Source organism: Streptococcus sp. Z556 (assembly GCF_053010225.1).
Genome location: NZ_JBRKNU010000005.1, coordinates 97,712 through 118,282, shown reverse-complemented (window position 1 = coordinate 118,282; position 20,571 = coordinate 97,712). Strand labels below are relative to the sequence as shown.

Here is a 20,571-nt window from a genome sequence, read left to right as displayed (position 1 = left end):
AAAACCCTTAGAGACGATATTATTTACTATAAATTATCATGTTGAAAATAGACATAAATCGTTGTAAAGGCTGTCAAAAAGGAGTATAATAAGTGCAACATATCTCGGAGGTGGAAAATGTTAGAAGTAAGAAATCTAGAGAAAAGTTTCGGTTCCAAGCAAGTCTTGTTTGGTGTCGATTTTCAGGCAAGTCCAGGAAGGATTCTGGGCTTGGTCGGGAAAAATGGTGCTGGGAAAACAACGATTTTCCACAGTATGTTGAAATTTTTAGAGTATCAAGGAGAGATCAGTCTGGATGGGCAGGAGATTCGTCAGGAAACCTATGCTCGGATTGGCTATCTGCCTGAGGAACGCAGCCTCATGCCCAAGCTGACGGTCCTTGAACAAGTTCGCTACTTGGCGACTCTAAAGGGCATGGATGCCAAGGAGGTCAAGGAAAAACTCCCTCAATGGATGGAAAAATTGGAAGTGAAGGGCAAGTTGACCGACAAAATCAAGAGTCTCTCAAAAGGGAATCAGCAGAAAATCCAACTGATTATTACTCTAATCCATGAACCAGACTTGATTATTCTGGATGAGCCTTTTAGTGGACTGGATCCAGTCAATACTGAACTGCTCAAGCAGGTCATCTTGAAAGAGAAAGAGCGTGGTGCGACCATTATCTTTTCAGACCATGTCATGACCAATGTCGAGGAGCTTTGCGATGATATTCTGATGATTCGAGATGGGCGTGTAGTCTTGCATGGACCGGTCCAAGAAGTTCGCAATCAATACGGAAAAACACGTCTTTTTGTTTCAAGTGAACGAAGCAAGGAAGAACTGGAAAAACTTCCTCATGTCAAACAGGTGAGCTTAACCAAGCAAGGTAGTTGGAAATTGATCCTAGATGATGAGAGCGCTGGAAGAGAACTCTTCCCAATCCTCACTCAAGGTCAATACATCGCGACCTTTGACCAACAAGCTCCAACAATCGATGAAATCTTTAAACTAGAATCAGGGGTGGAAGTATGAGAAATATGTGGGTTGTAATGAAGGAAACCTATCTTCGACATGTTAAGTCATGGAGTTTCTTCTTTATGGTGATTTCGCCGTTCCTCTTTTTAGCCTTATCTGTAGGAATCGGTTTTCTCCAAGGGTCTTCTATGGCCAAGAATAGTAAGATAGCAGTAGTAACAACTGTATCATCTGTGGAAGAAGGGCTCAAGGGTACCAATGGTATCAACTTTGATTATAAGGATGAAGCCAGTGCCCAAGCTGCTATCAAGGATGAAAAAATCAAGGGTTACCTAACCATTGACCAAGAGGACAGTGTCCTCAAGGCCGTCTATCATGGTGAAACTTCTCTTGAAACAGGCATCAAGCTAGCAGTAACCAATAAACTAAACGAACTGCAATACCAACTCAATCGCTCAGCGGCTAATTTATCCCAAGAGCAGGAAAAACGGCTGGCTCAAACTGTTGACTTTACTGAGAAGATTGACGAATCTAAGGAAAACAAAAAGATGGTCCAAACCATTGCGGCTGCGGGGCTTGGTTTCTTCCTTTATATGATTTTGATTACCTATGCTAGTGTCACTGCTCAGGAAGTAGCTAGCGAGAAAGGAACCAAAATCATGGAGGTGGTCTTCTCTAGTATCCGAGCAAGTCATTATTTCTACGCTCGCATGCTGGCTCTACTTCTTGTGATTTTGACCCATATTGGCATTTACGTCGTGGGTGGTTTGGCTGCCATTCTGCTCTTTAAAGACCTACCAATCTTGGCACAATCTGGAATTTTAAACCATATAGGAGAGGCCTTCTCGCTCAATACCTTATTGTTTGTCTTGGTTAGCCTCTTTATGTACGTTGTTTTAGCAGCCTTCCTAGGATCTATGGTTTCTCGCCCTGAGGATTCAGGAAAGGCCTTGTCACCATTGATGATCTTGATTATAGCAGGATTTGTCGGTGTGACCTCTCTAGGTGCTGCAGGGGACAATTTAGTTCTGAAAATTGGTTCCTATATTCCTTTCATCTCGACTTTCTTTATGCCATTTAGAGCCATCAATGGTTATGCAAGTGATTTAGAAGCTTGGATTTCACTAGCGATTACAGTCGTTTTTGCAGTCACTGCAACAGCCTTTATCGGGCGTATGTATGCCAGCCTAGTCCTTCAGACAGATGACTTAGGTCTATGGAAAAGCTTTAAACGTGCCTTGGCTTACAAATAGCAATAGAAACCTCGTTTTCACGAGGTTTTTGTGATATTTTAAAAGTCAAATCAGGAAAATTATTTTTCATATCTATTGACTTTTAGTAGTAAAATTTGGTATGATAGTAGACGGTATTGTTTACCCCATTTGTAAGGCCCCGGAACCTTTCAAATACCCCGCGGACCGGAACATCCGCCCAGTAAACAAAAACGATATTCATATAGGAGAAATCATGAACAAAACTACATTCATGGCTAAACCAGGCCAAGTAGAACGCAAATGGTACGTTGTTGACGCAACTGATGTACCTCTTGGACGCCTTTCAGCTGTTGTTGCTAGCGTACTTCGCGGAAAAAACAAACCAACATTCACACCACACACTGATACAGGTGACTTCGTAATCGTTATCAATGCTGAAAAAGTTAAATTGACTGGTAAAAAAGCAACTGATAAGATCTACTACACTCACTCAAACCACCCAGGTGGATTGAAACAAATCTCTGCTGGTGAACTTCGTTCTAAAAACGCAGTTCGTTTAATCGAGAAATCAGTTAAAGGTATGCTTCCACACAATACTCTTGGACGCGCTCAAGGTATGAAATTGAAAGTATTCGTTGGAGCTGAGCACACTCACGCTGCACAACAACCAGAAGTTCTTGATATTTCAGGACTTATCTAAGGAAAGGAACAATAAAGTATGTCACAAGCACAATATGCAGGTACTGGACGTCGTAAAAACGCTGTTGCACGCGTTCGCCTTGTTCCAGGAACTGGTAAAATCACTGTTAACAAAAAAGATGTTGAAGAGTACATCCCACACGCTGACCTTCGTCTTGTAATCAACCAACCATTCGCAGTTACTTCAACTGTAGGTTCATACGACGTTTTCGTTAACGTTGTAGGTGGTGGATACGCTGGTCAATCAGGAGCTATCCGTCACGGTATCGCTCGTGCCCTTCTTCAAGTAGACCCAGACTTCCGCGATTCATTGAAACGCGCAGGGCTTCTTACACGTGACTCACGTAAGGTTGAGCGTAAGAAACCAGGTCTTAAGAAAGCTCGTAAAGCATCACAATTCTCAAAACGTTAATCAATACGATTATATCAACGTTTACAGACATTCAAGAATTATTTCTTGGATGTCTTTTTTTGTTCAAAAAACTAAAGTTCACCCCAAAATTCACCCCAAGTTCACACTATTACTTTTTGAGACTTCTAAAGGCTATTTCTCCTGCTGTTTGATTTACTGTTTCAGTAGTATTGACATAAGTCTTCGTTATTTGGATGTCACTATGAGTAAGTGCTTCTGAAATAGCATTTAATGATGTTCCAGCCTGTCTTGCCAGAGTTGCTCCGGTGTGTCTTAATTTGTGAGGAGATGCATGTGCAAGTTCTGGATGACGACGCTTAACAGATTTCATCTTGTTGTTAAGATAATCAGCATGGAGACAACTGTTTACGTTTCCCTTTGTATCAATGTACGTAAACACATACTGTTCTGGAGTCTGGATAATATTGAATTTAGCCAGTTCAATTTTTTGTTGTTTTTTCCATTCCTGAAGTAAGTCAGTTAACTCACTAGGAATTCGAAAAGTTGTCTTCTTATTTCCTTTGGTAGACTTTGGATTTTTGTATTTATCTAAAGCTTGTACTAACTGAATCTCCTGTTCACTTGTATTGATATGCTTCCATTGCAAAGCGTAACTCTCTGATTTTCTATCTCCCAAAAAGAAGGTAGTATAGAACAAAACATAGTCTTTGAATAGAATTTTTTCAGTCTCTAAATCTTTTTCAAAAGCTGTAAACCATGCTTGAAGTTCTTCTTGAGATAGATATAAATCTTCATCTTTTTTAGATTCCTGTAGCTTGATTTTCTTAGTGGCTTTGATACGGCTTATCGTTTTTGATAGGCGATTAGTTTCGATATACTCTAATTCTTCTGCCCAGTCAAAGATAGAGTTAACGTAGCTCCTGATAACTTTGAAATTTGCATATTGATCAGCCTTTTGAGTCAATAGATTTAGTACAACTTGTTTATTTTGATTAAGAAAGTCTATTGAATAATTCCCAAGTAAGGGTAAGATGTGTTTTCTAAAAGCAATTTCTGTTCCAACTATAGTTGCTTGAGATGGTGGTTTAGCAGTAGAAGTAGTCTGACCTGCTTTGTAAGATTCCCACCAAATGTTTTGATAGAAATCTGAAAAGAGAATAGAACCGCTATTCTCTAATGAAGCAGATCCGCCACTAAGAATTTTATCAATCTTTTTTTGAAGTTCTAGTTCGTATCTTTTTGCTTCACTCCTTGATTTGAACCGTTTTTCAATCACTTTCTTATCAATACCTAGCGAAGATTTAACCTCCTCAGGAATATAAACACGTAAGCGATAGGTTCCGTTTTTAGTTTTTGTAATAGACATAGTATTCTCCTTTTGAATTGAGCTAGAAAATACCATGGTTACATTATAACAAACCACCATAGAATTTCTACTGCTTTTGTAACCAGCGATTGATTTCTGTTTTGCTAAAGCGAACAATTTTTCCAATCTTAATGCAAGGTAAGCCTTGCTTAATCCAGTTGTCTAAAGTATTGTTGGATATATTCAAATATTCACAAGTCTGCTTTTTATTTAAAAATTGATTGGTATTTTCGTTAATATCCAAAAATTTATCCAGTTCTTTCTTAACAGTATCTGATATTAGTAATTGAAATTGCCGAATCACTTCGTCTGGAATAAATAAATTCATAAATAGTCCCGTTTATTTCTTTCTATTAATATTTTTATAGGAGCATTAGTAAGTAACTATTATCAAGGACATTCTCTGTTTTCTGTTTATAGAATGTATAGATTGCTTCCCTACTATAAAAACTGGTATATAATCCTCTTGAATTTTCTAAATTTTATTGCGATAATAGAAATGGTAATAGATATTATTACTAGTATATGTTGAGTTTGTTTCTGATACCGACCAAAGTTTAGAAACAAGCTCTTTTTTATTTTTACTTAAAATAACTTTCATATTCTTATCCTTTTTGAAAACATTCGAATAGTAGTTGAGGTACATATTTATACATGTCCCTTGACATATCAACGTTTTTTAACATTGAAAAATATATTTGCTATTAAAATAACTGCTAAATTAATATTCCGTCTCTTAATCTTTTTAAGGTGAGTTTTAACCTTTTATCTTGAACATTTTTTCTTGTATTTTTTGTAATTGTGTTATTGAAGATCTTATTTCGTTCTTCTAAAGAGTATGTTTTTAGTGGAAAAGTTTTATAAGAAGTTGTGGAAGGGTTTATACGAGCACCTAAACCATATTTTTTTGCTTCTTCCAGTGAATGAAACATTACTCTTATTATTTCTAAAACATGCCAACTAGTCATTTTTCCTAATGTATGTTTTGTTTCCGTATTTACTTCGTGGGATTGGAACCTTTCTAAGATTCTTCTTTTAGTTGTACCCCTATTTGTTTTTAAAAATTCTAATGGAAGAAATGTAATGATTTCTTCATCAATTAAATCAGATACTGTAGTATTTGATAACTGATCAATAACATAGAGTAAAAATACCGTCATATAATCTTGAGGCTTACATTCCCTATAAATCTTCTTTAACTTCCTATTGCACGAACTAATTGATTCCTCGAGGATTTCTACATATTCAAAGATAGCTAAAGACAAGACAGATTCCAAATATTGAATAATCTTTTCATCAGTTAATTCTGTTAAGAAATGGGAACCTAATTTATTAGCTATATTACTATCCGTTAATTCGATTTCATATCTGAAGATTTCTAGATTATTTAATGATGAATTTATTTTACGGATTTGTTTGTTCTTTTTTGCTTTCTCAATTTTATTATAAAAAGTGTGTATTTCTTTTTGATTAATTTCACTCGTTATCATTGAAAAACCGTCTGCATTTTTACTTTTTCTATGGTTTTTTAAATCTGCTTTCTTTTCTTTTACAAATGATCTTATTAATAATTGACGAGTTGGTAAAGACGGTAATTTATCAAAAGCAATTGTGAATGCTAATTCAATCTTCTTAAACTTAACATAATCCAGATTAAATTTGATTTTAATCCTATAATCTGTTTCTAACTTATGTAATATGTAATACCTCTAGTAATCTTAATTTAATCCCATTAATGCCTGTAGTTTGAAAATTAGGAGAAGGACCGTTAAGTTGGATTGCTGCAAATTTCTTTTTGTAATCTTCTTCTTTAAGACTAATTGTTACTTTTCCTAAATCTACTGATTGAATGATGATTTTATCTAGTTTTCCTTTGGAATTGAATTCTAAAGAAGCAGTCTCTTTAAAGATTCGATTATCAAAAACAATAGGGTCATAAGTTACTTCAGGGCTAAGAATTGAGACTGTACAGTTATCAATACCCCAATAAGCTGGGGTAACTGAGAAACAAGATTTTATATTATTTTCGTTATTTTGCTGTAGTTCTAGTAATTTTCTCTGTCTGAGTTCTCTTTTTTTCTTATGCTTTTCCTTTTTTCTTCTTTCCGCAGGGGTTAAATGACGTTTCTTGGCTACTTCTTTTTCTTGTTTACTTTTTTTATATCTTCTTACCATGTATATTCCTCCTTGTTGTTAAATCTGTAATGAAGATGTACTTTTGAGATGTAACTTTCTTTCGATATAAACCTCCTTCTTTCTTATATTGGTTAGTATGCCATAAATCTTGCCAAAAACGCCTGAAAAAAAAAAAAATGGAAATTTTTTTAAAACAAAAAAAAACACTCAATTTTGAGTGCTTTAAAAACGCGTTGTAACAAGGTTTTGGAGGAAAAAGTAAGTTTTTATCTATTTTATTTATTTTTCATTTAAATTTAGGATGTTGAGAAAAAGATCAATAATTTCAGTACGATTTTTATTTAGTTGAATTTTTTCGATTAAAAGTTGAAGATTATCATCTGAAGTTTCAGAAAGTGGTCTAAAAAAATCAGAAGGATCTATATCCATAGCAGATAAAATTTTTAGTAGAGTATCGACAGATAAGTTTCTTCTATTGTTTTCAATTAAATTAATAAAAGGCAAGCTAAGATCACTTTTTTCGGCAAGCTCTTGCTGAGTTAGCTTTTTACTTAGTCGATATTCTCTGACTAATTCTCCAATTTTCATTCTAAAACTCTCCTTTTAATAATTGTATATATTTTTTGTTGATTTTTATATAAACAATAGTATTTTAATGTTGTAGATTTATTTACAATAGTTAACAAAAATGGTATAATAAGGGCGTTTATAATATTATATGAAGGGCTTGGATTTGGGGCAGATACGCTTCAAATTTTATGTGGGTAAAAATGAATTCAAAAACAAGTAAAAATAATAAGAAAAAAATACCCCTTGCTCTAGCGGCAGGAGTTGCTTTAACAAGTTTTTCAACACTATCTGTACAAGCAGATGAACAAGTTGATGTAAAAGCAACGGACAATTCAGTAGCTGAAGAAAAACATGTACAAACTTCGCCTACAACATCTATCACTCAAGTTGAGGGCGTTGAAGTTTCAAATGGAACTGCTCTTGTGACCAAAACTCCAACTGAAGTAGTTGTCGAAGGAGCGAAAGTAATTAAAGACCAAGCTGACCAAGCTGTTGAAGTTCAAACTCCTGTTGTTCAAGAAGCTAAGAAACAAGAAACTGCAACTGCTGGGGCAGAAGATAGTGCTAAACAAGCGCTTGAAAAAGCTGAACAAAAGAAAACTGCTGCAACTCCTGAAGCAATTGAAGGGACAAAAAATGCGATTGACGCTTCTAAGAAGGAAGCAGCTACGCAAACAGAAAAAATTGATCCTTTGAAAGTACAACAAAATCAAGTGCAAGAAAAGAAAAATGCGCAAGAAGTTGTTGTTAAAGATGCTACGGGTGCTACGGACAAACAAGCTGAAAAAGTAGCTGGTGCTAGGAAGAAAGTTCAGAACGCTCAAGATGTTCTAAATGGAACTGGCGCTGATAAAGTCATCAAAGAAGAAAAAGATGCTAAGAAGGACTTAAAAGCTAAACAAGCTATCGTTAAAGATGCTAAACAAGCTCTTGAAAAAGCACAAGCTACGGATGCGACAAAAACTCGTAAATTGAACGATGCAAAAGAGCTTGAAGCCGAACAAAAGAATACTTTTGATCAAGCGACTGATGCTCTTTCAAACGCAATGCAAGTTCACAACGAAGCTACATCTAAACTTAATGTCGCTAAACAAAATAAGGACAATGCACAAGCTGTTCTTGACGGAACTGGCACAACCGCTATCCTAGATGAGCGCAAAAACGCCAAGGATGATTTAGCTACTAAAGAAGCCACTCTTGCAGGTGCTACTAAAGCTTTGGATGATGCCAAACGTGCAGATGCTAAGAAAGCTGAACAAGTTGCTCAAGCGACAACTAACTTAGATCAAGTTACTACAACATTGAATCAAGCAAAAGGTGTTTTGGCTGATGCTCAAACTGCCGCAAACCAAGTTTCTGATGACTTGAAGAATAAGCAAAAAGCTGAAAAAACAGCTCAAGAAACTTTGGATGCTTCTAAAGCGAAAGTTGCTGGTGTTACAAATGAACGTAACAATGCAACATCTGATTTAAAAGTTAAAGAAGCAACTCTTGCAGATGCTACTACAGACTTGGATGATGCTAGACGTGCAGATGCTAAAAAAGCAGAACAACTTGATTTGTTGAATGAAGCCAAAACTCAAGCTGAAGTGGAAGAATCTAAGACTGCAAATACTTTGACCAAAGCTCAAGGTGGCGCAGAACTTGCTTCAACCAAACTTCAAAAAGCTACTACAGATGAAAAAAATGCAAAAGACAGTCTTGCTTCATCTGAAAGTCATTTAGAAGGCGTTACAAGTGAACGTGACAATGCCGAAGCTGACTTGGCAACTAAGCAAGATAAAAAAGATGATGTCGAACGTAAATTTGGGGATGCAAAAAAGGTAGATGCTCAAAAACGCTCTGACATCCAAGATTTGAAGATTTTAAAAGGTCAACAAGAAGATACTGTTCGTGAAACAACTCAAGAACTAACTGATGCAACATCTGTCGCTAAAAATGTCGAAAATGCCAAAAATGAAGCAGATAAAGCTGTTGATACTCTTGAAAAACAAATTTCTGCCATTAAGAACCTGACCATTCCTCAATTGCCACAAAATGTCATTGCGGCTTATAAGACCTACTTGAATGATGCTAGTGAAGCGAACAAACACGCTTTGAATAACGCTATTCAAGCATGGTACAAGGGGGGCAAGTATGATTTTGGAAGCCGTCAATTTGAATGGTCTCAAGAGTTGCAACAACATATCTTTAAAGGTTGGACAAATAAAAATATTGTCCTACCAATCGACCACACAGTTGTAAATCTTGATAATCCAACAGATGAGCAAATTAAGGCTTTGAGTCATTACTACGTTCTTCTAGCAAACAGCCTCCAAGACCAAGTTTGGGGCAAGCATAACTTTATTGTGACAAAAGAATCTATTCAAGGTATTCGAGCAATCACTAAGAATTATGCTGATGAAAATAAACCTTACAATAGTGGGCATAGCAACACAGCTTTGGAAAATGACGGAGTGGATAGCGTAAAATGGAACGGAGAAGTTCTTAATTATACAAACACATTAAGTAACACTTCACCTTTAGAAAAAGCTATCAGTACTGAAAAAACTCGTAAAGCAACTATGTCTCAACTTTACCGTGAAGTTTACGACGCAGTTCTAGCATTTATGATTCGAGATATTCATGCCAATTTCGGTCACATGAAGGGAATGGTTGGGCGTGTCACACCAACTTATCCAAGTGCAGTTGGTGGAAATATCAGTTATACTAAAAATAATGTTGGGCGTATGCACTTTGTTCAGTTTGCAGGACAAAATGCCCATACAGAAACAACTCTTAATCCTGCAACTGGGGAAAGCACTTCTGTCTACATTGACGACTACTACGATAAAGGTATCGCAAAACCACTCCCAACTCCATTTGACACCAGCAAGATGGAAAAAGACTTGGCACAAGCTAAGAAAACGCAAGTTTCTGCCCTTACCACTCACAACAACGCCCAACGTCGTTTAAGTGCGGCTAAACGTGCAGATGAAACTGCAAAATCTGAACTCGTAACTACCACGACTCGTCTCAATACCTTGTTAAATATACAAGACTTGACTCCTAATGCAGAGCGTGTTCTTAATACTGCTAAGTCAGAATTAAGCCAAGCTGAATTGCGCAATACAAACGCAAGCACTGCTTATAAAAATCTTACAAAAGAAATTGAAACTAAGCGTGCTACTCACAAAGAAGCAGAAAAAGCTTTATATAAAGCAACTGTCGCAAATAAAGTTGCACAAGAAACTCTTGAAAAAGCAACTACTGCACATGATAATGCTCTTGATAAACTAAATAGCATTAAAAATGCTATCAAACGTACAACAGCGATTAAGGATTTAACTCCTGATGCTCAAGCCAAGTTTGATACTGCTAAAGCAGAACATCAAACCGCTGAAACACGACTTAAAAATGCTGAGAAAGCTTTGACTAACCTCAACGACGAGATCACTGCAAATAGTGATGCTCTCAACTTAGCTAAGTCAGAATTGCGCCAAGCGGAACAAACTGACAAGGATGCACAAGCTACTCTCAAAGAAGCAACTTCTGTTAAGAACAATGCTTCTAAAGCACTTGATGCCGCAAAAGATGCTCTTTATAAAGCAAATGCTATTAAAGAGTTGACTCCTGAAGCTCAAGCTACATTTGACCAAGCAGAACTAGCCTACAATACAGCTAAAACTCGTTTGGAAAATGCAGAAACAGCCGTCAATAACCTAAATGCAAGTTTGCAAGAAAAACGCCAAGCCTTGTCAGATGCCGTTCAAGCACTTAAAGATGCTGAAGGTCTTGTTAAAACAACACAAGCTGAACTGAAAGTGGCACAAGCTACTTATAAGAAAGCTGATGATGAGATTACAGCTACTCGTAAAGTGATTGCGAAACTAGAAGCAACCAAGAACTTAACTCCTGATGCTCAAAAAGCATACGAAGAGGTTCTTGAAGCTGAAAAACTTGCAGAAAAACGCTTGTCAGATGCTAAAGTAGCCGTTGCCAACCTAACTGCTGATGTCAAGACTAAACAAGAAGCTTTGGAACAAGCACAAGCTGAACTTGCACAAGAAGAATTTGTCCTTGAAGGACTCAAAGCAAAACAAGCCCAAGAGGAAGAAGTTCTTGCAATGATTCAAGCTCAACTTGACGACTTGAAAGCTCAAGAAGAAGCTGTTCGTGCAGAGATTACTAAAATCGAAGCAAGCATCAAAGAGTTGGAAACTCTCCTTGATAGTCTCATTCATGCTTCTGAGAACTACGAAGTTGCAAAAGAAGAGTACGAAAAAGCTCTTGAGGCTCACCGCCTAGCTCTTCAAACTCTTGAAGCAGAACAAGCCAAACTAAAAACTCTTCTCCAAAACCAATTGGATGCCAAAGCTCAGTACGAGGCTGTTCTACTTGCATATCAGAAAGCATATAATAAACCTCAAGAATCATTGAACCATAGACATGATTCTAAGGTAGAGAATATAGAACATAAACTGGTAACAGATAAACCTAGAACTGCTCTAAGTAATCCAGCTTATACCTATGTTGGCAATAAACCTAGATATGGTGTCAATACGACTTTACCAAATACAGGTTCAGAGGATAGTACTTTCTTAATTGGTTTAGGAACCATGATTATGGGATTGTTTACAACAAAATTACGTAGAAAAAGTGAGTAAACGTAGTAATAAACTATAAACAGATAATAAGGCTGGAGGCAAAATATTAAATGGTATTTAAACTTCAGTCTTTTGATCTTAAAAAGGAGTAATTGATGAATGAAGAGAAATGGGTAGAGATATTTACAGAAATTAATGATCGTATACCAACTGACGAAGAAATTCAAGCTGGGATTCAGGCTGGAGAAATTACTGAATCAGGAATAATAGATAATTCTTTAGAATCTACACAAACTGACTCTCAAACGAGAAATGATGAAGATTTATCTCAAGAAGTTGAAGACGTACAAGATAAACAAGAGTTCAGTAATGATTATACTTTTTGTAGTTCATGCGGAACAAAGAATTCTGTTAATGATGAACGATGCACGAATTGTGAAAAAGTTTTAAAACAGACCAACGAGAATGTTTTTTACTCTACACTTAAAAATAATAGTTTATTTAAATATCTAAAATATTGTTATGATACTCAAAGATGGGGTATTTTAATTTATTTTAGTCTAGCTATGTTTATTCAAAACTATATATCTATCTTCGCTATATTATTTACAGTATTTTTACTATCTAAGAAAGGTCAGTCATTAATTTGTTGGATAGCAGGAGCGAAAAAAATAGAACGAACAGACTATAAGGAAATAGTTCAACAACCTATAAACGAGATTATTAAAAAAGCGAGACAGATGGGATTAAACTTGCCTGAAGATATTGAAATTCGTATAATTCACAATCAGATTCCAGGAGCTTATGCAATAGGTATGAACACAATTATTGTTACTGATAGCTTATTGGAAAACCCATATTACTTAGAACCAAAGATTATGTTTGAGCTCCATCGAATCCATAACATGGGTCCAAATCTATTATCTGTAGTTGTTGGTTCAAATTTCTTATTAATTTTTGTTTTACTAATTTTACTAGTAACAACCTTATTCGGAGGTTTTAGAAAAAATTATGGAGACAGTAGAAACTCATTTTGGACAGGAAGCTCGGAAGCGAAAGAGGGAGCCATTATATTTTACGGTTCTATACTACTAATAATGACTTTAATAAGTTTCTTTTACATGTTTGTGAAATCGATTGTAAAACGTGATGTACTTCTTTCAGATCAATATATGGCTTCTATAGGCCTTGGTGAGACTCATTGTCTATATTTAGATACTTTATCAGAGATTGATGATTCAATAGCTAAACGTATATGCTCTTTAGGTTATCCGAATAAAGATAAGCGAATTAGTATTTTGCAAGAGAATTATAATGTAAGATATACAGGGGTGTAAGGTTATGAATAAAGAAGAATGGCTATCTCAGTTTGAAGAGAAATACAATAGAAAGCCAAGTCCGGCAGAGTTTATTGCAGCAAAGAAGAATAATGAGTTTAATGTAGAAAATAGTAAAGATATAGAGTATAATAATGCCGAAGTTTCTTCCATATCAATGGATACACTTGATAGTGAGATAAAGTTAGCCGAAACTTATCTTGATAGAAAAGATTTAGAGAAAACTAATTCTGAAAATATTACTGTTAACGAGGAAAATGTGCAAGAACATAAAAAAGAAATAGAAGAAGATAAGATTTTTTGTGTTAAATGTGGTAAATCAAATTTTAGAACAAGCGATTACTGTGTTTCTTGTGGTTCTAGAGTTAATAATTCTAGCACGATGAATTCTTTTATATCAGATATTTCAGAAAAGTTCTTCACAGTTAGTTCTATAGCTGGGAAAAAGACCAAGGAATTAACTAAATCGTTACAAGTAAATACACAGATTTATACAGAGAATAAGAAACGTGAAAAACTTCTCTTGGTATTAGGCAATGCATATTACAATAGTAGGGAAACTAGGTTGGATGATCCTTTTGCAGAACTAATTGAAGAAATACATAAAATTGATATTTCTATAGAACAATTGAGAGATTTCGAATAAAGAGAAAGATTAACAGAATGAAATTTTTTTGGAAGATGTTCATAACCTTTTTAAGTATATTCTTTGCTATCAATATTTCTAATATATATGCGGACGAAACTGGCCCTGTGGTAGTGCAAGCAATTGTTCAAGAAAATTACACACAAGAGATTACAGTACTTTTAGTAAAACCAGATACAGAAGAAGTCGTAAAAACTCTAAAAATCAATAAAAATAATAATTGGGTTCAAGAGACTAATATTCCACTAGGTGAATATAAAATGAGAGTATACGGTGAAGGCTTAGTTGCTAGATCGATAACACAACTTAAGGCAACATATATGGTTAAAAAAGTTATAAAGAATCCTTCAGTACGTGAGAAACCTTGTTTTGTTGTTATAGAGGGAGATAAAAAATTTATATCTACTTACTATGGTCTAGTTGATTTTCAGAGAAAAGATGGAAGCTACTTAAAGGGAAATTATACTAATGATGAACTGGACAAGTTATATCAGGAAGCTATAGGAACTCAGACTGGTATGTTCGGTTCCAACAAAGAACATAAGTCTACTACAGAGAAAGAATCTACAGAAAATACAACAAGTAAAGAAACGGAGCTAAAAGATAGTAACGAAAACATAGAAGAAGTTGATAAAACTGATGGACGCGATTATAGTAGCAAAATGCTATCAAATGAAATGCAACTCATTATTTTTATAGTTTCAATCGTATTGCTATCTGCAGTTTTTATTATCATTACATTTTTAAAAAAGAATAAAAAAATTTAAGTATTTTTTTAAATAGGTCTCACAAGAAGTTCTTAATGGATAGAATCGTGGTTTTATACTTGTTTCTATGAGGCCATTTGTTGAAATAAAAAGTTCTATAATTCCTACATTTATTTTATCAATTGTAGAAGTTATAGAACTATTTTTTATGATAAAAATATAATGATGTTTGAAAATTTTTAGTTCGCTTGTGCAATTAATTTATATGCATAGGATTTTTGAAACTCTTCAGGTCGATTGTGTCCAAGCGCCCGCGATACAATTAAACAAGCCTTCCTATCAAGGACAACGCCTTTTAATTCCCCTCGTAGATAAATTTTTTCTTTTTTATCTTTGATATCTTTGGGATCTCGCGCGACAAGAAGATAAAGACGTTTTGCGTATTCTGCACGATATTTATGAGGTTTTAAAGCAGTTGGAACTTGAAATACACGCTTTTTACCAGCTAGTTTAAATTCTTCAACAAGCCTTTCTAATTCTTCTTTGTCTCGCGTAATAATCGGAACCCAACGATCTCGTGCTCCTTTTGATTTATGTTTTTTACCAATAATTTTAAGATAATATTGGCCATCCTCACGTTGGTAGAGGGAGTCTCCAGTAATAGCTTTTAATTCATTTTTACGTAACCCAGTAGCAGATACGATTAAGAACCAGCGATTATTTGTTTCTTCAGACATCCTGTCGTCATTAGACTTCAAACGATTATTCTTTTTGTCGGCTCGATATCGAATATCCGTTGCAATAAAAGTAGTGGAAGATACACCTAAAACTTTGGCTAATGCTGCTTTATAGGTTGACTGGGTTGGAGCAGAAAGCCCTGATTTCTTACAATGTTCTAAGTATTGATTCACTAAGTCAATCCATCCCTCAATATCGTTAGATTTATCAAGAGCTTCTAACTCTTCGGCAGTAGCTGTTGTGGCAACAAAGGAAGCGAATCTGCTCCAGGAACCAGCGTAGTTATGAAGAGTTCGGTCGGTATGGATTAAATGAATGTCCTCTCCCGTTTTTTTGGATTCATTTCGTTTGATACCCTTTCCTTTTTTAAAGCGCGTGACTAGATTAGTTAGTCCTTTTGATTGGACGAATTGTTTACGGCCTTCGAAAGTAGTTAGAGAATCCATCTGTTGTTTCTTAGCTTTCTCTTTAGCTTCTCGTCGTTCAGCACGACTACGTCTCTTCTTTGCCATAGTTCTTTCCTTTCTATTGTAGATTGTTTACTTTTAAAGAAGATCTTAAGAAAATTCTTAAGGTCTTTTTTAATTCAAGTTGAAGTAGTGCAGTGACTTAAGCTTATATTCACTGATGTAGTATCTTCCCTTTGCTGAGGGCGCTTCTTAATTGATGGCTAAGAAGATAACCAAGTCATTTTACAACATGACAAGTTGACTCAATTTAAATAAGATGTAGAGTTCCATCTTGCAGATAAAAATCTGTTGTTTTTTCTTGTTAGTCTTTTTTCAGGTTTAAATGCTCTGAATTTAGCGACTGAGCTAAGCTAGTTTTTGTATTTGATTTTTAGACTTTTGTTATTTACTTTAGTTTTTATACTTTGATTTTTTACTTTGTTATGATCAAAAAATTTTTTTAACTGCTGTTGACATTACTTTTATTATCTATACATTTATTTTTTATTGGTAAATGAAATACAAAAATTGGTTCCTGTTATTTACTTTCGTTTTTTACTTTTATTCTTTACTTTGTTACGATCAAAAAATTTTTTTTAAACTGCTATTGACATCTCTTTTATTATCTATACATTTATTTTTTTTAGTTAATGAAATACAAAACTGGTTCTTTCCTAACCCAGCTTAAACCTACTGTTTCCAAGATAGCTACCTCCTTTCAAATATAAAAAACGTAGCTATATTAGTTACGTCTCTACTCAATCAATTATCTAGATATTATTAGTATGCCATAAATCATAAAATAAAAAAATTAGGATAAGATTTTTTTACGTTATTCACTTTTACCTAGTACTGTGTGTTTAGCGTGACTTACACATACGTTCCTGTCAACGCTAAACACACAGAAAAATCAGAATTGTAAAAAAATTGAGGGATGAGAGAAAGAGGAAAAACTACAAAAAAAATTAATAAGAGAAACAACTTATGTATCGTTTTTTCTTAATTATTTTTTTTTATTTTGGAATTTATGGCATACTAAAATTATAATAATACTTACGGAGGAAACCACTATGTTTCTCAAAAACTATTCACTTATTAGCTATATTCTCTATAAAAATCGTAGAGAATTCGAAAACTCATTTGATTGCTACCCCAAAAAGACAGTGTATGAGTTCCATATCAGGGAGTCTACAGGAGGAATGAAAATTAGACAAAAAGAACATAATGCAATTCATGTTAGCCTATTTTCTAATAGTGGAAGTTATATTACACTTTACTTAAGGAATTTTACGCCAGAAGATTTGGTGGCTGTGATGAATTCATTAATCAAGCAGAAGAAAGAACTTGGATATGAGCGGTTGATTTGCTTGTTATCAGAGCTCAAAAATGATGAACGCTTAAGTTTATTAATGAAGTTATCCAAAATGAAATAAACATACTGGGACCAAGCAAACTGCACCCCAAAAGTTAGACAGAAAAAAACTAACTTTTGGGGTGTAGTTCAGTCCCTCTTCCTTTAAAAATCCGAATCATCATTTTTATTTCAAATAAGGTAGTGATTCGGTTGATTTATATTGCAATGTAGTGAAATTTAGAATTTCAAAAATCGCTTTGAATCAAGGTCTATACCGTCTAGTGACGTGTAGTGAATCCCTATTTTACTTCTATAAATAACAAACAGGGCAGAGCATTATATCATATAGAAATTTCAATGTTCTTAAGAGGTGGAACTAGTCAGTCCGCTAAGTATAATAAGAAAAGTAGAAAATCCTATAAGGATATTGACGATCTAGTCGATTTTGATAGACCTGTTCACATAGTTCCCCATATGTTCCGACATAGTTTTGTTTCAGTCATGGCTGATAAGATTGTAAGCCTAAACGTTATTAGAGAGTTTGAAGGACATTCAGAAGATAGTAGAGATATAGAAAAAATCTATCTTCATGTCATGCAAAAAGGAAAACATAAAATTGAACAAGCCATGATAGATTTAGCTAAAATCATAAAATGAGTAATAGTTGTGGTTATTGATTCAGTTTCATTAAAAAAATGATATGATAGTGATATAAAGTATCAATTAGGTGTAGGTATGATAAATAGACAAGCTAAGAAGTTTTTTGATTATTATTTAAAAATAGTTGCAACAGAAGAATATCAATCTTATTATCAAAGACATGAGCAGGAAGGATTAGAATTTCATAAAAAGTGCATTGAAGAAAAACATCCCGAATGGAGGACACGGACAGACTATTTTGATGAATTCTCAATTGGTGAGTTTATTATTTTAGATACACTTTCAAATGAGGGTGTTAATAAATTAACGAAGCGTTTATATTCGTTGCCAAAGTCGAAATTTAAAGTGAAAAATTATTATAAAAAACCTACTATATTTAAAAAATACGACTATGTCCATTTAGAATATTTAAGGCATGGAGTCGGAATTTTTGCTGAAATTGAGATAATTGGAGATAATTTTTTCAGCAGTATTGAAATAAGTTGGGCGACGGTAAATAATTATTATGCTATTTTTCAATATAGATTTCATTTAAAACAAGTATTGACAGAGTCTAATCTTCAATTATTTATTTCTGATAATATCAAAAACTTGAGTAAAAAAGATTACATTAATTGGTATATTCTGGATGATGAGGACGATAAGCTTAATTATCTATCTATTGATCAGATGACAAATGAACTTCCTTCTTTGATATGTCAACATTACATAACTACGTTTTTATATAGCGAAAATGGGAAAATGAACAAATTAATTAATCTAACAGTTGCTTTTTGAAAAGACAAAGTTGATATAGATAAAATATACTTCGGGGATATTAGTTATAGTCTATATAATAAAAAAGGCAATTACTATATTTCAAATAGTTTTAATGATAGTGATTATGTTCTATACTCAGGAAATAATTTCATTCCTAGATTTAGTATTTTAGGGTCTATATCACAATATGGGAACGAGCTCTATTACTTATTATTTGGAGAGCGAGAGCTTCACATTTTTGAAAGAGATTTTTCGAAATATGTATCAGGAAGAAAGAACATAATGTTTAATAAGAATTTTTTAAACCTTTTGAAAAAGATACAAAGCCTATCGGAGTCAGAAAACAGAATAGATATTTCTAATTTTAAAAAAGACTTTGAAGATTCTTGGACTATATTTGTATCAAATGACGAAGTTCAGCTAGAAAATTTATTTCATAAAAATTTGTCATATTATCGAAATGTAATTAAAGAAAATTATTCCTATTTGAATATGCTTACTGAGATAAATTACACAAAGACAAATACCATAAGTTCTATCATTGCTACCATTATATCTGTTATTGCACTCCTAAAGTGATATAATCAGTTAAAATTCAGTTATTTTGCTAAAATTAAAAGAAAAAAGCCTTTGAAATGCTGATTTCATAGGCTTTTTATATATCTAATCACTTCACTTCTATAAAAAAAATAAATAATTTCTATTTTAGCTGTTAGAAACGTTGGTACATCAATGTTTTTAGAATGCTACATAATAAAAGGTAGAGTGAATGGTAGAGTAGTAAAAATAGTTGTTATCCTAGTTGATTAAAAAAATCTCTGATTTCCTCATCTTTTATAAAATAATATATAATTTTCCCCTCTCTTCTAGTGTCCAAGATGTTTTGATTGGCTAGTTTACGAAGATGGTGGGAGGCAGATGCCATACTGAGATTTAATAAACAGGCTATATCGCAGACACAGAGTTCTTCGACGGCAAGGAGATAAAAGATGATATTTATCTGTTTATTATCGGTAAATTTTGATAAAATGCGAAGTGATTTTTGGACTTTTTCCTTTTCAAGGTAGTTCGTTGCGGTTGTAACATTTTGTTGATTTATAACATCCACTTGACAGATACTATCTTTTTTCATAATTTTTTCTCCTAGCCGAACACAGTCCTTAGCATGTCAAAGCTGTTGTTTTCAATCAGGATATACATCCCCAATCCTAAATAAACAACGGCAATAAACCATCTGCTATATTTTTCCAAAGTTTCTCCAACAGAAGGGACTTGTGCCAATTTTTGGGCAGAAAAAACCAAGAGATAAATCATGACTAGAAAAGTAAGTAAAGCCACTATCAAATTCGCTAAATTTAAGGTAATAAAATATGGGACAAAAACACCAATATTGTCAGCACCACAACTAGCAAAAGTAATCATAGCTACTAGAAAAATCAGGTTTTTATCATCTTTGCGCAAACCATCTTTTGCAATAGCTTCTCCATCAGAATCTCCTAAAAGCAAAACTTTGAGTCCTAGGAAAATTGGAATCAAACCGAGCAAACCTAAAATCTCTTTACTAGGAATATAATTTAAGACAAATGCAAAAAGTAAACTTAGCAATATTAGACTAACAGAGCCTAGAAATTGTCCTAAATAGATGTTAATGATGTCTTTTCTGCTTTTTCTTTTGGCAAAAAATAACATTAGGATAATAAGTAAGTCTACGGCTGTCCCAGAATACAGGATTATTGAAGTAACAACATTTTGAACCATAAAACACCTCATTCAAATATATTTTTGAATGTATTTTAACATTAAACTTTGTAGATGTCAACTTCAGCTCCATCAAAATATAGATAAGAAGGTAGTGTACCAAACATTAAAAAGCCCTGCCATCGAAATGATAGCAGGGCTTAACTTCAATATCCAGATGATATATTTATCTAAAAAAGGTAGAGAAAAAGGTAGAGATTGGACTGAAATATAGTGAAATGTATTAAAATTGAAAAAAGAAAAAACGCTTGAAATCAGCGTTTTT

At 34.0% G+C, this 20,571-nt stretch carries 20 protein-coding genes; 12 read left to right on the top strand and 8 right to left on the bottom strand.

The genetic code is table 11. The features are described 5' to 3' along the window. Positions 1–117: 117 nt before the first annotated feature. The 4 genes from ACVC7S_RS07120 (at position 118) to rpsI (ending at position 3,279) form a co-directional block, all read left to right on the top strand. Positions 118–1,011, top strand: coding sequence for an ABC transporter ATP-binding protein (locus ACVC7S_RS07120; RefSeq protein WP_447266664.1), 894 nt, complete (start codon positions 118–120; stop codon positions 1,009–1,011). Beyond that, the gene (locus ACVC7S_RS07115; protein WP_447266663.1) at positions 1,008–2,207 is read left to right on the top strand and encodes an ABC transporter permease; all 1,200 of its coding nucleotides are present in this window, start codon (positions 1,008–1,010) and stop codon (positions 2,205–2,207) included. Before ACVC7S_RS07120 ends, ACVC7S_RS07115 begins: the two co-directional genes overlap by 4 nt. 214 nt (positions 2,208–2,421) lie before the next feature. Further along, positions 2,422–2,868, top strand: a complete 447-nt coding sequence (gene rplM, locus ACVC7S_RS07110; RefSeq protein ID WP_001044624.1) for a 50S ribosomal protein L13 — start codon at positions 2,422–2,424, stop codon at positions 2,866–2,868. Positions 2,869–2,886: 18 nt separating this feature from the next. After that, positions 2,887–3,279, top strand: coding sequence for a 30S ribosomal protein S9 (gene rpsI, locus ACVC7S_RS07105; protein ID WP_000075973.1), 393 nt, complete (start codon positions 2,887–2,889; stop codon positions 3,277–3,279). 109 nt (positions 3,280–3,388) lie between these two features. Here the strand turns inward: rpsI and ACVC7S_RS07100 are convergent, their stop codons facing one another. The 5 genes from ACVC7S_RS07100 to ACVC7S_RS07080 all read right to left on the bottom strand — a co-directional run bounded on the left by ACVC7S_RS07100 (position 3,389) and on the right by ACVC7S_RS07080 (position 7,330). Then, positions 3,389–4,606 (bottom strand): site-specific integrase, encoded by a 1,218-nt coding sequence (locus ACVC7S_RS07100; RefSeq protein ID WP_447266662.1) that lies wholly within the window; start codon positions 4,604–4,606, stop codon positions 3,389–3,391. Between the two features lie 67 nt (positions 4,607–4,673). Beyond that, positions 4,674–4,934: a helix-turn-helix domain-containing protein gene (locus ACVC7S_RS07095; protein ID WP_206284189.1), complete on the bottom strand. Its 261-nt coding sequence runs from the start codon at positions 4,932–4,934 to the stop codon at positions 4,674–4,676. A gap of 388 nt (positions 4,935–5,322) precedes the next feature. After that, positions 5,323–6,096 carry a hypothetical protein gene (locus tag ACVC7S_RS07090; RefSeq protein WP_447266661.1) on the bottom strand — a complete coding sequence of 258 codons (774 nt, stop codon included), beginning with the start codon at positions 6,094–6,096 and terminating at the stop codon, positions 5,323–5,325. A 199-nt stretch (positions 6,097–6,295) separates the two neighbouring features. Further along, positions 6,296–6,781 carry a hypothetical protein gene (locus tag ACVC7S_RS07085; RefSeq protein WP_447266660.1) on the bottom strand — a complete coding sequence of 162 codons (486 nt, stop codon included), beginning with the start codon at positions 6,779–6,781 and terminating at the stop codon, positions 6,296–6,298. 240 nt (positions 6,782–7,021) lie between these two features. Beyond that, positions 7,022–7,330: a helix-turn-helix domain-containing protein gene (locus ACVC7S_RS07080; RefSeq protein ID WP_041784046.1), complete on the bottom strand. Its 309-nt coding sequence runs from the start codon at positions 7,328–7,330 to the stop codon at positions 7,022–7,024. A 182-nt stretch (positions 7,331–7,512) separates the two neighbouring features. Between ACVC7S_RS07080 and ACVC7S_RS07075 the strand changes: the two genes are divergently transcribed. The 4 genes from ACVC7S_RS07075 to ACVC7S_RS07060 all read left to right on the top strand — a co-directional run bounded on the left by ACVC7S_RS07075 (position 7,513) and on the right by ACVC7S_RS07060 (position 14,648). Next, positions 7,513–11,958: an SEC10/PgrA surface exclusion domain-containing protein gene (locus tag ACVC7S_RS07075; RefSeq protein ID WP_447266659.1), complete on the top strand. Its 4,446-nt coding sequence runs from the start codon at positions 7,513–7,515 to the stop codon at positions 11,956–11,958. Between the two features lie 95 nt (positions 11,959–12,053). Beyond that, positions 12,054–13,235, top strand: a complete 1,182-nt coding sequence (locus ACVC7S_RS07070) for a hypothetical protein (RefSeq protein ID WP_447266658.1) — start codon at positions 12,054–12,056, stop codon at positions 13,233–13,235. 4 nt (positions 13,236–13,239) lie between these two features. Continuing rightward, complete coding sequence (locus ACVC7S_RS07065) at positions 13,240–13,881, top strand: hypothetical protein (protein ID WP_447266657.1); 642 nt, start codon at positions 13,240–13,242, stop codon at positions 13,879–13,881. A 17-nt stretch (positions 13,882–13,898) separates the two neighbouring features. Further along, on the top strand, positions 13,899–14,648 hold the full coding sequence (locus ACVC7S_RS07060) for a hypothetical protein (protein ID WP_447266656.1): 750 nt from the start codon (positions 13,899–13,901) through the stop codon (positions 14,646–14,648). Between the two features lie 179 nt (positions 14,649–14,827). Here the strand turns inward: ACVC7S_RS07060 and ACVC7S_RS07055 are convergent, their stop codons facing one another. Further along, positions 14,828–15,838: a site-specific integrase gene (locus tag ACVC7S_RS07055; RefSeq protein ID WP_206284183.1), complete on the bottom strand. Its 1,011-nt coding sequence runs from the start codon at positions 15,836–15,838 to the stop codon at positions 14,828–14,830. 1,136 nt (positions 15,839–16,974) lie between these two features. Between ACVC7S_RS07055 and ACVC7S_RS07050 the strand changes: the two genes are divergently transcribed. The 3 genes from ACVC7S_RS07050 to ACVC7S_RS07040 all read left to right on the top strand — a co-directional run bounded on the left by ACVC7S_RS07050 (position 16,975) and on the right by ACVC7S_RS07040 (position 18,566). Next, positions 16,975–17,208, top strand: a complete 234-nt coding sequence (locus ACVC7S_RS07050; RefSeq protein ID WP_225902130.1) for a hypothetical protein — start codon at positions 16,975–16,977, stop codon at positions 17,206–17,208. A gap of 212 nt (positions 17,209–17,420) precedes the next feature. Beyond that, positions 17,421–17,786, top strand: a complete 366-nt coding sequence (locus ACVC7S_RS07045) for a tyrosine-type recombinase/integrase (RefSeq protein WP_447266655.1) — start codon at positions 17,421–17,423, stop codon at positions 17,784–17,786. A 78-nt stretch (positions 17,787–17,864) separates the two neighbouring features. Next, the gene (locus tag ACVC7S_RS07040; protein WP_447266654.1) at positions 17,865–18,566 is read left to right on the top strand and encodes a hypothetical protein; all 702 of its coding nucleotides are present in this window, start codon (positions 17,865–17,867) and stop codon (positions 18,564–18,566) included. 775 nt (positions 18,567–19,341) lie between these two features. Here the strand turns inward: ACVC7S_RS07040 and cadX are convergent. Together cadX and ACVC7S_RS07030 are read right to left on the bottom strand one after the other, a co-directional pair. Next, entirely contained in the window at positions 19,342–19,680 is a 339-nt protein-coding gene (gene cadX / locus ACVC7S_RS07035; RefSeq protein WP_000711078.1) for a Cd(II)/Zn(II)-sensing metalloregulatory transcriptional regulator CadX, read from the bottom strand. An 11-nt stretch (positions 19,681–19,691) separates the two neighbouring features. Next, a complete protein-coding gene (locus ACVC7S_RS07030; protein ID WP_006152989.1) occupies positions 19,692–20,306 on the bottom strand; it encodes a CadD family cadmium resistance transporter in 615 nt (204 codons plus the stop codon). 28 nt (positions 20,307–20,334) lie between these two features. On the opposite strand from ACVC7S_RS07030, the gene ACVC7S_RS07025 reads away from it, so the two are divergent. Further along, positions 20,335–20,520 carry a FanG protein gene (locus tag ACVC7S_RS07025; RefSeq protein WP_447266653.1) on the top strand — a complete coding sequence of 62 codons (186 nt, stop codon included), beginning with the start codon at positions 20,335–20,337 and terminating at the stop codon, positions 20,518–20,520. The last annotated feature ends 51 nt before the right edge of the window (positions 20,521–20,571 follow it).